We start from the raw sequence: 14,551 nt of genomic DNA on the forward strand, positions 1-14,551 counted from the left end.
GACGGTGTCATGTCAACCGACCTTTCTCGGCACACCGTTTTCGCGAGCCAGTCCGCCCTACAGGGATCAGTGACGGCTGGAGCGCCGCACCAGCTTCATCACCACCACAAAGAACACCGGCACGAAGATGACCGCCAATGTCGCCGTGATCATCCCGCCGATCACCCCGGTGCCGATGGCTTGCTGGCTCGCGGAGCTGGCGCCCGTGGCGATGGCCAGCGGCACCACGCCGAGGATGAACGCCAGTGACGTCATCACGATCGGCCGCAGGCGCATGCGGGCGGCCTGCAGGGTCGCGTCGAGCAGGTCGTGGCCGTCGTCGTACAGGCTCTTGGCGAACTCGATGATCAGGATCGCGTTCTTCGCCGACAGGCCGATGATGGTGATCAGCCCGACCTTGAAGAACACGTCGTTGGGCATCCCGCGCAACGTCACCGCCAGCACCGCGCCGAGCACGCCCAGCGGCACCACCAGCAGCACCGAGGTCGGGATCGACCAGCTCTCGTACAGCGCCGCCAGGCACAGGAACACGATCAGCAGCGACAGCCCGAGCAGGATCGGCGCCTGGCTGCCGGACAACCGTTCCTGCAGCGACAGCCCCGTCCATTCCTGGCCCAGGCCTTTCGGCCCCTGGGCCACCAGCCGCTCGATCTCGGCCATGGCTTCGCCGGTGGTGTGGCCGGGCGAGGGCTCGCCGGAGATGGCGATGGCCGGGTAGCCGTTGTAGCGGGTCAGCTGGGTCGGGCCTTGCGTCCACTTGGCCTGGACGAACGCCGACAGCGGCACCATTTTCCCGGCGTCGTTGCGCACGTGCATCTTCAGCAGGTCGTCGACCTGGCTGCGCCGGTCGCCTTCGGCCTGCACCACCACCCGCTGCATGCGGCCCTGGTTGGGGAAGTCGTTGACGTAGGTCGAGCCCACGGCGCTGGCCAGCACGTTGCTGATGTCGGCGAACGACACGCCCAGCGCGTTGGCCTGCCGGCGGTCGACCTCCAGCTGCACCTGCGGCGCTTCGGCCAGGGCGCTCTCGCGCACGTTCATCAGCACCGGGCTCTTCTCGGCGGCGGCGAGCAGTTCGGTGCGCGCCGCCATCAGCGCGGCGTGGCCGAGGCCGCCGCGGTCCTGCAGGCGGAACTCGAAGCCGCTGGAGGTGCCGAGGCCGTCCACCGGCGGCGGCAGCACGGCGAAGGCCACGGCGTCCTTGACCTGGCTCAGCGCGGCGTTGGCGCGGTCGGCGATGGAGGCGGCCGAGTCGTCGCTGCCGCGCTCGGACCAGTCCTTGAGCGTGGAGAAGGCCAACGCGGCGTTCTGCCCGCTGCCTGAGAAGCTGAAGCCCAGGATCACCACGCTGTCGCTGATGCCCGGCTCGCCGGCATTGTGCGCCTCAAGCTGTTCGGCCACCTGCACCGTGCGGTTCTGGGTCGCGCCCGGCGGCAGCTGGATGTCGGTGATGGTGTAGCCCTGGTCTTCCGTCGGCAGGAACGAAGAGGGCAGCCGCACGAAAAGGACGCCCAGGCCGATCAGCAGCACAACGTAGATCAGCAGGTAGCGCCCGCTGCGCTTGAGGGCGTACCCCACCCAGCCCTGATAGCGCGCCGTCAGCCGTTCGAAGCGGCGGTTGAACCAGCCGAAGAACCCGGCCTTCTCATGGTGTTCGGCCTTGGCGATCGGCTTGAGCAGCGTGGCGCACAGCGCGGGCGTCAGGGTCAGGGCGAGGAACGCCGAGAACAGGATCGAGGTGGCCATCGACAGCGAGAACTGGCGGTAGATCACGCCCACCGAGCCGTGCATGAACGCCATCGGAATGAACACCGCCACCAGCACCAGGGTGATGCCGATGATCGCGCCGGTGATCTGCCCCATCGCCTTGCGGGTGGCCTCCTTGGGCGACAGGCCCTCGGCGGCCATGATCCGCTCGACGTTCTCGACCACCACGATGGCGTCGTCCACCAGGATGCCGATGGCCAGCACCATGCCGAACATGGTCAGCACGTTGATCGAGTACCCCAGCGCCAGCATCGTGGCGAAGGTGCCCATCAGGGCGACCGGCACCACCAGGGTCGGGATCAGCGTGTAGCGCACGTTCTGCAGGAACAGGAACATCACCGCGAACACCAGCAGCATGGCTTCGCCGAGGGTGTAGACCACTTTGGTGATCGAGACCTTCACGAACGGCGAGGTGTCATACGGAATCTTGTACGCGACGCCCGTCGGGAAGTAGCGCGACAGTTCGTCCATCTTCGCCCGGATCAGGGTGGCGGTGTTCAGGGCATTGGCCCCCGGCGACAGCTGCACGCCCACGGCGGTGGACGGCTTGCCGTTGAGGCGGGTGCCGAACTGGTATTCCTGGCTGCCGACCTCCACCCGCGCCACATCGCCGATGCGCACGGTGGAGCCGTCGGGGTTGGCCTTGAGCACGATGTCGGCGAACTCTTCCGGGGTCGACAACTGGCCTTTGACCAACACGGTGGCGGTGATCTCCTGGGCCTTCGGCGCGGGCAGGTCGCCGATGCTGCCGGCGGACACCTGCGCGTTCTGCGCGGCGATGGCGGCATTGACGTCGGCCGGGGTCAGGTTGAAGCCGATCAGCTTCTGCGGGTCGATCCAGATCCGCATCGCCCGCTCGGCGCCGTACAGCTGGGCCTTGCCGACGCCGTCCAGGCGCTTGATCTCGTTCATCACGTTGCGCGCCAGGTAATCGCTGAGCGCCACGTCGTCGAGCTTGCCGTCGCTGGAGGTGAGGGTGATCAGCAGCAGGAAGCCTGCCGACACCTTCTCGACCTGCAAGCCTTGTTGGTTGACCGCTTGCGGCAGGCGCGACTCCACGGCCTTGAGGCGGTTCTGCACGTCCACCTGGGCCAGCTCCGGGTTGGTGCCCGGCTGGAACGTGGCCTTGATGGTGGCGCTGCCCAGGCTGCTTTGCGACTCGAAGTACAGCAGATGGTCGGCGCCGTTGAGCTCTTCCTCGATCAGGCTGACCACGCTTTCGTCGACGGTCTGCGCCGAGGCGCCGGGGTACACGGCGTAGATTTCGATCTGCGGCGGCGCGACGTCCGGGTACTGGGCCACCGGCAACTGCGGAATCGACAGCGCGCCGGCCAGCAGGATGAACAGGGCGACCACCCAGGCGAACACCGGGCGGTCGATAAAGAACTGCGGCATAAAGAGGTGTCCTGCTTACTGCCCGGAGGTCTGGGCGAGTGGAAGAGGGGTGTCGTCGATCTGCACGGTTTCGCCGGGACGGGCGTGCTGCAAGCCTTCGACGATGATGCGGTCGCCCGGCTTGAGGCCGCCGGTGACGATCCAGCGGTCGTTCTGCACCGCGCCGAGCTGCACCGGCTGCTGTGCCACGCGCAGGTGGTCGTCGAGGGTCAGCACCTGGGCGATGCCGGCGCTGTCGCGTTGCACGGCCCGTTGCGGCACGGTGAGGCCTTCGCGGATGACCGCCTGCTCCAGGCGTACGCGCACGAAACTGCCGGGCAACAGATCCAGGTCCGGGTTGGGGAACTCGCTGCGCAGGATGATCTGGCCGGTGCCCGGATCGACGGTGATGTCGGCGAACAGCAGCTTGCCCGGCAACGGGTAGAGGCTGCCGTCGTCCTGGATCAGCGTGGCCTTGACCTGATCCTGGCCGACCTGCTGCAACTGGCCGGAGCGGAAGGCGCGGCGCAGTTCGTTGAGCTCGCGGGTCGACTGGGTGACGTCGGCGTGGATCGGGTTGAGCTGCTGGATCAGTGCCAGCGGCGTGGTTTCGTTCTGGCCGACCAGCGCGCCTTCGGTCACCAGCGCCCGGCCGATGCGTCCGGAGATCGGCGCGGTGACGGTGGCGTAACCCAGATTCAGCTTCGCCCGTTCGACGGCCGCCTTGTTGGCGGCGACCTCGGCGGCGGTCTGCCGTGCGTTGGCCCGGGCGTTGTCGTAGTCCTGGGCGCTGATGGCCTTGTCGCCGATCAACTGGGCGTAGCGCTGCTCTTGCAGCGAAGCCTGGAACGCATTGGCCTCGGCCTTGCGCAGCGCGGCTTCGGCACTGTCCAGGTCAGCCTTGAACGGGGCCGGGTCGATGCGGAACAGCACGTCGCCCTTTTTCACGTCGCTGCCTTCGCGGAAGGTGCGCTGCAGCACCACGCCGGCCACCCGCGCCCGCACTTCGGCGATGCGCGGCGCGGCGATGCGTCCGCTCAGCTCACTGCTCAGCGACAGGGGATGGGCCTTGAGGGTCTCGATCCGCACCGTGGCCGGCGGCGCCTGCTCTTCGCTGTCCGAGGACGCACCACAGGCGCCGAGCGCCAGCGCCGTTGCGATCAGGCCGAGCCCGGCCAGCAGTTTCTTCGACATGTACTACCCCCAATGTTGATGGGCGAATCCTACGGGTAGCGACCGCCGGCAGCGGTGAAGCTTTGTAGGCGCTGTGTGAAATTGTGTAAGGGTTTTAGTCAGGGACGGGTGAGGGCGTATATCCTTTATGCCTTGAATTCTTTTGTGACAGTCAGGCCGCCATCGCGAGCCGGCTCGCTCCTACAACGAACAAAACCTGTGGGAGCGAGCCTGCTCGCGATGGCGGTTGTCCGGTCGCCAGCACTTTCTGGAACACCCCATGCCCAACATCCTCCTGGTCGAAGACGACACCGCCCTCGCCGAACTGATTGCCAGCTACCTGGAGCGCAACGGTTATTCCGTCAGCGTGATCGGCCGCGGCGACCATGTGCGCGAGCGGGCGCGGCTCAGCCCGCCGGACCTGGTGATCCTCGACCTGATGCTGCCGGGCCTCGACGGCCTGCAGGTGTGCCGCCTGCTGCGCGCCGACTCGGCGACGCTGCCGATCCTGATGCTCACGGCCCGCGACGACAGCCACGATCAGGTGCTGGGCCTGGAGATGGGCGCCGACGACTACGTCACCAAACCCTGCGAGCCCCGGGTGCTGTTGGCCCGGGTGCGCACTTTACTGCGTCGCAGCAGCCTGGGCGAGCCGTTGACGGTCAACGACCGGATCGTCATGGGCAACCTGTGCATCGACCTGTCGGAGCGCACCGTGACCTGGCGCGGGCAGGCGGTGGAGCTGTCCAGCGGCGAATACAACCTGCTGGTGGTGCTGGCCCGCCACGCCGGCGAAGTGCTGAGCCGCGACCAGATCCTGCAGCGCCTGCGCGGCATCGAGTTCAACGGCACCGACCGTTCGGTGGACGTGGCCATCTCCAAGCTGCGGCGCAAGTTCGACGACCACGCCGGCGAGGCGCGCAAGATCAAGACGGTGTGGGGCAAGGGCTACCTGTTCAGCCGTTCCGAGTGGGAATGCTGAGCCGATGTTCAGAATCCTGTTCCGCCTCTATCTGGTGACGATCGTCTCGTTCAGCGCCGCGACCTATCTGATGCCGGACCTGGTGGTGATGGTCTTCCGTGATCGTTTCATCACCTACAACCTGGAATTCTCGCGGGGCTTGCAGTCGCTGATCACCAAGCAGTTCCGCGCTGCGCCGCCGGAGCGCTGGCCGGAGGTCGCGGCCTCGATGGACAAGGACTTCCAGCCGCTGCACATCGTGCTGGCGCGCATCGATGACGCCGATTTCACCGCGCCTGAGCGCGAGCGTCTGCTCAAGGGCGAAAACGTGGTGCGCATCGGCGATTGGGGCTGGCGCACCCTGGCGGTGACGCCGCTCAACGACGAGATGGCGGTGCGAATGGTGGTGCCGCCGGATCCGATGGACGTCAACCTGCTGTACTGGAGCATCAACGTGCTGATCGGCGCGACGATGCTGGCGTGCCTGCTGCTGTGGCTGCGCCCGCACTGGCGCGACCTGGAGCGCCTCAAGCGCACCGCCGAACGGTTCGGCAAGGGCCATCTGAGCGAGCGCACGCAGATCGCCCAAAGCTCGAACATCGGCAGCCTGGCCTACGTGTTCGACACCATGGCCAGCGATATCGAAAGCCTGCTCAACCAGCAGCGCGACCTGCTCAACGCGGTCTCCCATGAATTGCGCACGCCGCTGACCCGCCTGGACTTCGGCCTGGCGCTGGCGCTGTCCGACGACTTGCCGGCGGCCAGCCGCGAGCGCCTGCAAGGGCTGGTTGCGCACATCCGCGAGCTGGATGACCTGGTACTGGAGCTGCTGTCCTACAGCCGCCTGCAGAATCCGGCGAAGCTGCCGGAGCAGGTCGAGGTGTCGCTGGACGAGTTCATCGACAGCATCCTGGGCAGCGTCGATGACGAGCAGGAGTCCTCGGAGGTCGTCATCGACGTGCTGCTGCACGGTCAGCTTGAGCGCTTCACGCTGGATCCGCGCCTCACCGCCAGGGCCTTGCAGAACCTGCTGCGCAACGCCATGCGCTACTGCGAGAAGCGCATCCAGGTCGGCGTGCAGGTGTGCCCCAAGGGTTGCGAGATCTGGGTGGACGATGACGGCATCGGCATTCCGGACGACGAGCGCGAGCGGATCTTCGAGCCGTTCTACCGGCTCGACCGCAGTCGCGATCGGGCCACCGGCGGCTTTGGCCTGGGGCTGGCGATCAGCCGCCGGGCTCTGGAGGCCCAGGGCGGCACGCTGACCGTGGAGAGTTCTCCGCTGGGCGGGGCGCGGTTCCGGCTGTGCCTGCCGACCCCGGCCTGATGGCGGTGCCTGGGCCGAGGATCCCCCTGTGGGAGCCAGCCTGCTGGCGATAGCGTCAGTCCGGACACCACAGGCCCGGCGCAAGACAGTGGTTCCCACAGGGTAGGCGCACGGCGTAGATCCAATGTTTCAGGCAGGCCGCCATCGCCAGCAGGCTGGCTCCCACAGAGTATGTGCAAGGCTTAGATCCACTGTGGGAGCGGGCTTGCCCGCGAAGCCAGTCAGAGAAGGTCTTTGGACTGGATCAGGCCGACGCCCGCCACCTGCATCCGTTCGACCGCTGCGGCCAGCGAGCCGTTGTGGTCGATGGCCCGGCAGGCGTCCATCACCACGAAGGCATTGAAGCCGGCCGCCCGCGCATCCAGCGCGGTGAACATCACGCAGAAGTCCAGGGCCAGCCCGACCACGTAAACGGTGTCGACGCCGCGCTCCTTCAGGTAACCGGCCAGGCCCGTGACCGTGGCCCGGTCCGCCTCCAGAAACGCCGAATAGCTGTCGATGTCGGGATTGCAGCCCTTGCGGATGATCAACTGCGTGTGGGGCAGGTCCAGCCCCGGGTGAAACTCGGCCCCCGGCGAGCCCTGCACGCAATGGTCCGGCCAGAGGGTCTGCTCGCCGTACGGCAAGTGGACCACATCGTAAGGCCCGTGGCCGGGATGGCTTGAGGCAAACGACGCGTGGCCGGCCGGGTGCCAGTCCTGGGCGGCGATGACTTGCTTGAAGCGGGCGCCGAGACGGTTGACCAGCGGGACGATCAGGTCGCCTTCGGGTACCGGCAGCCGGCCGCCGGGAACGAAGTCGTTCTGGACGTCGATGACCAGCAATGCAGAGCGTGGTGAGATCGGCATAAACAGTGTTCCTCCCTGGATAATCACTTACCCAGCATAGCGGCCGCTTCGGTCAGGCGCCGAGCCGGTCCTTAAACATTTTCGCCAGCGCCTCCAGATCGGCGGGCGGATTGTGGCCGATCAGCATCCACGCGTGTTCGCGCTCCGTCCAGTACACCACGTTCAGGGTGTGGCGCCGCTCGTGGGCCAAGGGCCGGCTGCCGCTGTTGGAACGGATGACGCACAGCGCCAGCGGGCCATGGGCGGCGTCCAGCCAGGTCAGCTGGGCGATGGGCATGCCGTCGTATTCCAGCAGTTGCGCGCGCTTGAGCTCGGCGCCGGGCAGTTTCAGCTGCGCGGCGGTCAGGTTCAGGCCCAGCCGCGCGTCGACGGTGCGCAACTGGGCGCGTTGGGAGGCTTCGTCGGTGGGCAGATGTTCGAGGGTCTGCGGCACGTACAGCGCCATGTAGTCGCCGACCATCGCCCGCCAGTTGTGCGGCTGCCGCGCCTGCCAGCCGAGGAACAGGCGGTCGGCCGCCACGCCGCCCAGCGCGAGGGCGGCCGCGGCGGCACCGATGAACCAGCGCCGGCTGATGCCGGGGCGGGCCGGGGAGGGGGCGGCGTCCAGCCGGGCTTGCAGGCGATCCAGCGGCGCCTGCCGGGCCAGTTCGTCGTAGGCGTCCCGGAACGGCAGGTTGCTGCGGGCCAGCCATTGCACGCGCAGGCTCAGCAGCGGGTCGTCGGTGATGGCAGTGTCCAGCAGGTCGCGTTGTTCGCGGTCGATCTCGTCGTCCAGGTACGCCACCAGTTGCTCGTCTGAAGGCGTGTTCATTGGCGGTCTCCTGCGGGGGTGTTCGGCACCGCTTGCAGCGGCGGGTATTCGGCCAGTTTCAGGCGTGCGGTGGCCAGGCGGCTCATGACCGTGCCGATGGGCACCTGCAGGATCTCGGCGACTTCGCGGTAGGACAGCCCTTCGACATAGGCCAGGTAGACGGTTTCGCGTTGGGTCTCGGGCAGCGCATCGACCCGGCGGATCACCTGCGCGGCCATCACGTGGGTCTGGGCGGCGTATTCGCCGTCGAACGCCAGTTGGCCGTCGGCGTCGCAGGTGCCCTGGCCCTGGCGCACCCGGCGGGCGCGCACTTCATTGAGCCAGATCGAATGCAGGATGCTCAGCAGCCAGCGGTCCATGCGCGTGCCGGCCACGTATTGGCCGGAACGCTCCAGGGCGCGCACGCAGGTGGCCTGCACCAGATCCTCGGCCACGTGGCGGTTGCGCGACAGCAGCAGGCCGTAGCGCCACAAGCGCGCCAGGTGTTGCCCCAGTTCGGCTCTGAATGCCTGTTCGCTGAAAATGATCGCCTCCGCGTGTCGTGTCAGGTTTTCGATGAATCGTTGATGGCTTCGGCCAGGTCGCGGTACTCCTCGCAGGCCGTGCCGCAGATCGCCTTGATCTGTTGCAGCTGTTCCTGCGCCAGGTCGATGCGGCCCTTCACCACGTAGGCTTCGCCCAGGTACTCGCGCACTTGCGCGTACTGCGGATCCAGCTTCACCGATTGCAGGTAATAGCCGATGCCTTCGTCGGTGCGCCCCAGTTTGCGGGTGGCGTAGCCGCGGTAATTCAGGGCCTTGGCGGTGTTCGGCTGCCGCAGGGTGTCGAGCAGCGCCAGGGCCTCTTCATAGCGGCCGGCCTTGGCCAGCCGGTAGGCGTAGTCGGTGCGGTCGGCGTCCGGCAGCAGGTGGCTGGTCTGCATGACGCACTTCTGCGACTTGCTGTCGTACACCTGGCCTTTGGGGCAGTTCGGTGCCTTGACCGGCTCGTCCTCATCGCCATGGGCGAGGGCCAGGGGGCTGGCCAGAACGGCGGCCATCAGCAACGGGGCGGCGAACATAACGGAACGGATAGTCATGGGCAAGGCTCCACCGTGGGTCACGTTTCACTTTGAACACCCCAGGGTGAATTTTTATTCATCGCTTTGTCAGGGTTCGTTCAAGGTAAGCCCAATTCCGGACGCTATGCTCGTCGGCGTCCGTCGTCTTTTTGGAGTGCGCCATGAAAGATCAGGTCCATCATTCAGCCACCGCCGGCTACAAGAGCGCCGCCGACCTATACGTCAAAGGCCGTCCGGACTACCCGCCCCAAGTGGGGGACTGGCTGAGCGACACGCTCGGGCTCGACGGCCGCAAGACGGTGATCGACCTCGGCGCCGGCACCGGCAAGTTCACCGGCCGGCTGCTGGCGACCGGTGCCCAGGTGATCGCTGTGGAACCGGTGGCGCAGATGCTCGACCGGCTCGCCGTCACCTGGCCCAAGGCCTTGGCGGTCAGCGGCACGGCGACCGACCTGCCGTTGCCGGACGCCTCGGTGGACGCGGTGGTCTGCGCCCAGGCGTTCCATTGGTTCGCCACCGCCGAGGCGCTGGACGAAATCGCCCGGGTGCTCAAGCCCGGGGGGCGGCTCGGTCTGATCTGGAACCTGCGCGACACGCAAGTGAGCTGGGTGCCGAAGCTCGACGCCATCGTCAACGCGCTGGAGGGCGACACCCCGCGCTACTACACCGGCGCCTGGCGCCAGGCGTTTCCGCATCCGGCGTTCGGGCCGTTGCAGGTGCAGCGGTTTCACCATGGCCATACCGGCTCGCCGGAGGACGTGATCTTCAACCGGGTGCGCTCCACCAGTTTCATCGCCGCGCTGCCGGCGGCGCAGCGGGCGAAGGTCGATGAGCGGATCCGCGCGCTGATCCTCTCCGAGCCCGAGCTGCGGGGCCGGGATGTGGTGACGGTGCCTTATGAGACGGCGGCGTTTGTGGCGGTGAAGGGCAGCTGAACCTGTAGGGGCCAGCCTGCCGGCGATGGCGTCAGCCCAGCCTCCACAGGGCGCAACCCTGTGGCGCGCTCACCGACCTTATCGCCAGCAGGCTGGCTCCCACAGGGTTCGGGGCGAGGCCGGGTCAGTCCCGCTTTTGGCCGAACCGCTGCCTTACTGCGGGTCAAGGTGCCTTGTTATAGTGCGGGCCTCATTCAATGCCCGGTAAAGGATTTCTGCCATGACCCAATACACCGCCTTCAGCGTCGAACTGGCCGACAACGTCGCCCATGTGCAGATCAACCGTCCGGAGAAGATCAACTCGATGAACGCTGCGTTCTGGAGCGAGATCGTCGAGGTGTTCCAGTGGATCGACGACACCGACGAAGTGCGGGCGGTGGTGCTCAGCGGTGCCGGCAAGCATTTTTCCTCCGGCATCGACCTGATGATGCTGGCCGGCGTGGCCAACGAACTGGGCAAGGACGTCGGCCGCAACGCGCGCCTGCTGCGGCGCAAGATCCTCACCCTGCAAGCCTCGTTCAATGCCGTGGACAATTGCCGCAAACCGGTGCTGGCGGCGATCCAGGGCTATTGCCTGGGCGGGGCCATCGACCTGATCGCCGCGTGCGACATGCGTTACGCCGCCGAGGACGCGCAATTCTCGATCAAGGAAATCGACATCGGCATGGCCGCCGACGTCGGCACCCTGCAACGGTTGCCACGGATCGTCGGCGACGGCATGCTGCGTGAGCTGGCCTACACCGGCCGTACCTTCGGCGCCGAGGAGGCGCGCAGCATCGGCCTGGTCAACCGCGTCTACGGCGACAAGGACAGCCTGATCGAAGGCGTGTTGGACATCGCCCGGGAGATCGCCGCCAAGTCGCCGATCGCGGTCGCCGGCACCAAGGCCATGATCAGCTACATGCGCGACCATGGCATCGACGACGGCCTCGAGTACGTTGCCACCTGGAACGCCGCCATGCTGCAATCCACCGACTTGCGCGTGGCCATGGCCGCCCACATGAGCAAACAGAAACCCGAATTTCTGGATTGAGAAACCATGACATCTCGCTGGACCACTGCAGTACTGGACACCGACCAACCCGGCGGCTGGGCCGTGGCGCGCAGCCCCGAGGGCTTTCTGTTCGACGACAACGGCGCGCTGTTCCCCCGGGAATGGCTCAAGCGCCAGGACCTGGCGATCCTCGCCGAACACGGCATCGGCCACCTCGACGGCGAGCCGGTGTACCTGCTGGAACTGCGCAGCCACAGCGAGGTGCCGGGCTGCAACTGGAAAGGCCTGCGGGCGTTCATGCTCGACGGTGACCACACCGTCTACAAGGTGCTGGGCTATGCGGCGCAGATCGGCACTTGGGCCCGCGAACACCGGTTCTGCGGCAACTGCGGTCAGGCCATGACCCAGGTGCCGCGGGAGCGGGCGATGTACTGCCAACCGTGCGACCTGCGCAGCTATCCGCGCATTTCGCCGAGCATGATCGTGCTGGTGACCCGGGGCGATGAAGTGCTGCTGGCGCGCTCGCCGCGTTTCGTCACCGGGGTCTACAGCACGCTGGCCGGGTTCGCCGAGCCGGGGGAGTCGGCCGAGGATTGCCTGATTCGCGAAGTGCGTGAGGAAGTCAGCATCGAAGTGAAGAACATTCAGTACATGGGCAGCCAGTGCTGGCCGTTCCCGCATTCGATGATGCTGGGCTTTCATGCCGAATATGCCGGCGGGGAGATTGTCTGCCAGGAAGACGAAATCGAAGACGCCCAGTGGTTCAACGTGCACGATCTGCCGCCGTTGCCGGCGTCGAAATCGATTGCACGTTACCTGATCGACGTCTACGTGGCCCGCCGCTTAGGCCACGCTGAACCAGTGCTGCCAGGCTAGCCGCACGGTCAGCCCCAGCACCACGGTGATGAACACCGGACGGATGAACTTGGCGCCGCCGCTGATCGCGGTGCGCGCCCCGAAGAACGCGCCGACCATCACCGACAGGCCCATGCACAGGCCGATGATCCAGTCCACCTGCCCCGAGAACACGAACACCGCCAGCGCCGCGACGTTGCTGACGAAGTTCATGCTGCGCGCCACACCGCTGGCCTTGACCAGGTCGATGGGGTAGAGCAGCAGGCTGCTGACCGTCCAGAACGCGCCGGTGCCGGGGCCGGCCACGCCGTCGTAAAAGCCCAGACTGAAGCCTTGCGGGCCTTGCCAGGTCTTCTTGATCGGCGCGTCGCTGTCCAGCGGCGCCTTCGGCGTGCCGCCGAACAGCAGGTACAGGCCGCAGGCGAACACGATCACCGGCAGCATTTTGTTCAGCCACTCCGCCGGCAGGTAGTGGGCGACGATGGCGCCGGTCAGTGCGCCGACCAGGGTGCCGACGATCGCGTGCATCCATTGCCTTGGGTGGAACAGCTTGCGCCGGTAGAAGGTGAAGCTGGCGGTGGCCGAGCCGAAGGTCGAGCTCAGCTTGTTGGTGCCCAGCACCAGGTGCGGCGGCAGGCCGGCGGTGAGCAGGGCCGGGGTGGTCAACAGGCCGCCGCCGCCGGCGATGGCGTCGATGAAACCGGCAATGAACGCGACGAGGGCCAGGATGGCCAGGGTGGTGAGGTCAACGCTGAGATCGAAGGGCATGGAATCGGCTTATTCGGCAGGGCGCAGACGGGCTGCAGGGACGGGCGGTCATGTTACTCATTTCCGGATGTTGCGGCGACCCGTCTGACGCTATCGCGGGCAAGCCCGCTCCCACAGGTTCTGCGGTGACCACCGATTCCGAACACCCCCGACCCCTTGTGGGAGCCAGCCTGCTGGCGATGGCGGTGGAGCAGTCGCCATAGATGTCGGCAGTGCCGGCGTCATCGCTTGCAGGCAAGCGCCTACAGGTTTTGCGGGTTAGGCGCCGCGTCGCTGCGCTAGGCTGCGTTCCATCCGGGCAATGCCTTCTTCGAGCATCGAGCGTGGGCAGCCGAAGTTCAGGCGCACGAACGGTTGGCTGTGGTCGCCGAAATCCGAACCGGCGCTCAGACCGACCTTGGCGTGTTCGAGGAAGAACCGCTGCGGGTCGCCCAGGTCCAGCGCCGAGCAGTCGAGCCAGGCGAGGTAAGTGCCTTGCGGCACGTTGATCGAGATGCCCGGCAGACGGCTGCGCACTGCCTCGACCAGGTAATCGCGGTTGGCCTGCAGATACTGTTTCAGCGCCTTGAGCCAAGGCCCGGCCTCGCTGTAGGCCACGCGGGTGGCTTCCATGCCCAGCGGGTTGACGCTGTCGACCATGCCGCAGCGGGCGTGGTTGACCCGCTCGCGCAGGGCGGCGTCCTGGATGATCATGAACGAGGTCTTGAGGCCGGCGATGTTGTAGGCCTTGCTGGCCGACATCAGGGTGATGGTGCGCTTGGCGATGTCGGCGCCCAGGGAGGCGGTCGGAATGTGCACGCGGCCGTCGTAGCACAGCTCGGCGTGGATCTCGTCGGAGATGATCCAGGCGTCCTGCTGCACGCAGAGGTCGGCCACCGCTTGCAGCTCTTCGCGGCCGAACACCTTGCCGATCGGGTTGTGCGGGTTGCTCAGCAGCAGCGCGCCACCGCCTTCGAGGGACTGGCGCAGGGCGTCCAGCGGGGTGGCGTAGGTGCCGTCGTCCTGCGCGAGGAATTCCAGTTCGACCTTGTTCAGGCCCCAGTGGCCCGGCGCATGGCGCAGCGGCGGGTAGTTCGGGGTCTGCACCACGACGTTCTGCTGCGGCTGCACCAGCGCCTTGAGCGCCATGTTGAAGCCCGACTCCACGCCCGGCAGGAACACCAGCTCCTGGGGCTGCACGCGCCAGGCGTACTTGGCCCACAGGTCGGCGACGATGGCCTGGCGCAGGTTGTCCTGGGCCACGCTGTAGCCCACCAGCGGGTGCAGCAGGCGTTGCTGCAACGCTTCGATGACCACCGGCGGCGCGGCGAAATCCATGTCAGCGACCCACATCGGCAGCACGTCGGCCGCATAGCGGCTCCATTTGGTGCTGCCGGTGTCGTGGCGGTCGAATACCTGATCAAAATCGAAAGTCATGCGGGGTCTCGTGAAGGCGGGGTCGTTGATGGGCGCCATGATAAGCCACTGCCTGCCCTTGCGCGACCGGGCGGTCATCGCGGTGTGCCAGGCAGGCCGCCATCGCCAGCAGGCTGGCTCCCACAAAGGCATCGGCAGACGACCGTGTGTTCCGGGGTGCACATACATTCCCCTGTGGGAGCCAGCCTGCTGGCGATGGCGTCAGTCCGGACATCATCGGCCCAGGGCAGGGCAGTCGCTCCCACAAGGGGAATCGGCGAAT

General features: G+C 66.8%; 13 protein-coding genes. 5 read left to right on the forward strand and 8 right to left on the reverse strand.

What is annotated here, in order from left to right; all coding sequences use genetic code 11:
- Positions 1-66: 66 nt before the first annotated feature.
- Positions 67-3,162: an efflux RND transporter permease subunit gene (locus tag CAG29_RS24400; RefSeq protein WP_085640864.1), complete on the reverse strand. Its 3,096-nt coding sequence runs from the start codon at positions 3,160-3,162 to the stop codon at positions 67-69.
- A 15-nt stretch (positions 3,163-3,177) separates the two neighbouring features.
- Entirely contained in the window at positions 3,178-4,335 is a 1,158-nt protein-coding gene (locus CAG29_RS24405) for an efflux RND transporter periplasmic adaptor subunit (protein ID WP_085583843.1), read from the reverse strand.
- Between the two features lie 259 nt (positions 4,336-4,594).
- Here CAG29_RS24405 and CAG29_RS24410 point away from each other — a divergent pair, with 259 nt between their 5' ends.
- Together CAG29_RS24410 and CAG29_RS24415 are read left to right on the forward strand one after the other, a co-directional pair.
- Positions 4,595-5,296 carry a response regulator transcription factor gene (locus tag CAG29_RS24410; protein WP_085583841.1) on the forward strand — a complete coding sequence of 234 codons (702 nt, stop codon included), beginning with the start codon at positions 4,595-4,597 and terminating at the stop codon, positions 5,294-5,296.
- A gap of 4 nt (positions 5,297-5,300) precedes the next feature.
- Complete coding sequence (locus CAG29_RS24415; RefSeq protein ID WP_085583839.1) at positions 5,301-6,602, forward strand: ATP-binding protein; 1,302 nt, start codon at positions 5,301-5,303, stop codon at positions 6,600-6,602.
- A gap of 221 nt (positions 6,603-6,823) precedes the next feature.
- Here the strand turns inward: CAG29_RS24415 and pncA are convergent, their stop codons facing one another.
- The 4 genes from pncA to CAG29_RS24435 all read right to left on the reverse strand — a co-directional run bounded on the left by pncA (position 6,824) and on the right by CAG29_RS24435 (position 9,339).
- Entirely contained in the window at positions 6,824-7,450 is a 627-nt protein-coding gene (gene pncA / locus CAG29_RS24420; protein WP_085633713.1) for a bifunctional nicotinamidase/pyrazinamidase, read from the reverse strand.
- A gap of 52 nt (positions 7,451-7,502) precedes the next feature.
- On the reverse strand, positions 7,503-8,261 hold the full coding sequence (locus CAG29_RS24425; protein ID WP_085583835.1) for an anti-sigma factor: 759 nt from the start codon (positions 8,259-8,261) through the stop codon (positions 7,503-7,505).
- Positions 8,258-8,743, reverse strand: a complete 486-nt coding sequence (locus tag CAG29_RS24430; RefSeq protein ID WP_085583833.1) for a sigma-70 family RNA polymerase sigma factor — start codon at positions 8,741-8,743, stop codon at positions 8,258-8,260. Before CAG29_RS24430 ends, CAG29_RS24425 begins: the two co-directional genes overlap by 4 nt.
- 62 nt (positions 8,744-8,805) lie before the next feature.
- Positions 8,806-9,339 (reverse strand): tetratricopeptide repeat protein, encoded by a 534-nt coding sequence (locus CAG29_RS24435; RefSeq protein ID WP_085583831.1) that lies wholly within the window; start codon positions 9,337-9,339, stop codon positions 8,806-8,808.
- Positions 9,340-9,482: 143 nt separating this feature from the next.
- Between CAG29_RS24435 and CAG29_RS24440 the strand changes: the two genes are divergently transcribed.
- The 3 genes from CAG29_RS24440 to nudC all read left to right on the forward strand — a co-directional run bounded on the left by CAG29_RS24440 (position 9,483) and on the right by nudC (position 12,126).
- Complete coding sequence (locus tag CAG29_RS24440) at positions 9,483-10,256, forward strand: class I SAM-dependent methyltransferase (protein ID WP_085583829.1); 774 nt, start codon at positions 9,483-9,485, stop codon at positions 10,254-10,256.
- 220 nt (positions 10,257-10,476) lie between these two features.
- Positions 10,477-11,289, forward strand: coding sequence for a crotonase/enoyl-CoA hydratase family protein (locus CAG29_RS24445; protein ID WP_085695261.1), 813 nt, complete (start codon positions 10,477-10,479; stop codon positions 11,287-11,289).
- Between the two features lie 6 nt (positions 11,290-11,295).
- Entirely contained in the window at positions 11,296-12,126 is an 831-nt protein-coding gene (nudC, locus tag CAG29_RS24450; protein WP_085656993.1) for an NAD(+) diphosphatase, read from the forward strand.
- Here nudC and CAG29_RS24455 read toward each other — a convergent pair.
- Positions 12,094-12,873 carry a TSUP family transporter gene (locus tag CAG29_RS24455; protein WP_085583823.1) on the reverse strand — a complete coding sequence of 260 codons (780 nt, stop codon included), beginning with the start codon at positions 12,871-12,873 and terminating at the stop codon, positions 12,094-12,096. The two genes, nudC and CAG29_RS24455, sit on opposite strands and share 33 nt — an antisense overlap.
- 258 nt (positions 12,874-13,131) lie before the next feature.
- On the reverse strand, positions 13,132-14,289 hold the full coding sequence (locus CAG29_RS24460) for a MalY/PatB family protein (protein ID WP_085583821.1): 1,158 nt from the start codon (positions 14,287-14,289) through the stop codon (positions 13,132-13,134).
- Positions 14,290-14,551 lie beyond the last annotated feature (262 nt).

This window comes from Pseudomonas sp. B7(2017) (assembly GCF_002112745.1).
Lineage (GTDB): Bacteria > Pseudomonadota > Gammaproteobacteria > Pseudomonadales > Pseudomonadaceae > Aquipseudomonas > Aquipseudomonas ekonensis.

What these genes read in the sequence shown, in the direction of transcription:
- CAG29_RS24400 (WP_085640864.1), bottom strand. Translation starts at nt 3,162, where the DNA reads ATGCCGCAGTTCTTTATCGACCGCCCGGTGTTCGCCTGGGTGGTCGCC.
- CAG29_RS24405 (WP_085583843.1), bottom strand. Translation starts at nt 4,335, where the DNA reads ATGTCGAAGAAACTGCTGGCCGGGCTCGGCCTGATCGCAACGGCGCTG.
- CAG29_RS24410 (WP_085583841.1), top strand. Translation starts at nt 4,595, where the DNA reads ATGCCCAACATCCTCCTGGTCGAAGACGACACCGCCCTCGCCGAACTG.
- CAG29_RS24415 (WP_085583839.1), top strand. Translation starts at nt 5,301, where the DNA reads ATGTTCAGAATCCTGTTCCGCCTCTATCTGGTGACGATCGTCTCGTTC.
- pncA (WP_085633713.1), bottom strand. Translation starts at nt 7,450, where the DNA reads ATGCCGATCTCACCACGCTCTGCATTGCTGGTCATCGACGTCCAGAAC.
- CAG29_RS24425 (WP_085583835.1), bottom strand. Translation starts at nt 8,261, where the DNA reads ATGAACACGCCTTCAGACGAGCAACTGGTGGCGTACCTGGACGACGAG.
- CAG29_RS24435 (WP_085583831.1), bottom strand. Translation starts at nt 9,339, where the DNA reads ATGACTATCCGTTCCGTTATGTTCGCCGCCCCGTTGCTGATGGCCGCC.
- CAG29_RS24440 (WP_085583829.1), top strand. Translation starts at nt 9,483, where the DNA reads ATGAAAGATCAGGTCCATCATTCAGCCACCGCCGGCTACAAGAGCGCC.
- CAG29_RS24445 (WP_085695261.1), top strand. Translation starts at nt 10,477, where the DNA reads ATGACCCAATACACCGCCTTCAGCGTCGAACTGGCCGACAACGTCGCC.
- nudC (WP_085656993.1), top strand. Translation starts at nt 11,296, where the DNA reads ATGACATCTCGCTGGACCACTGCAGTACTGGACACCGACCAACCCGGC.
- CAG29_RS24455 (WP_085583823.1), bottom strand. Translation starts at nt 12,873, where the DNA reads ATGCCCTTCGATCTCAGCGTTGACCTCACCACCCTGGCCATCCTGGCC.
- CAG29_RS24460 (WP_085583821.1), bottom strand. Translation starts at nt 14,289, where the DNA reads ATGACTTTCGATTTTGATCAGGTATTCGACCGCCACGACACCGGCAGC.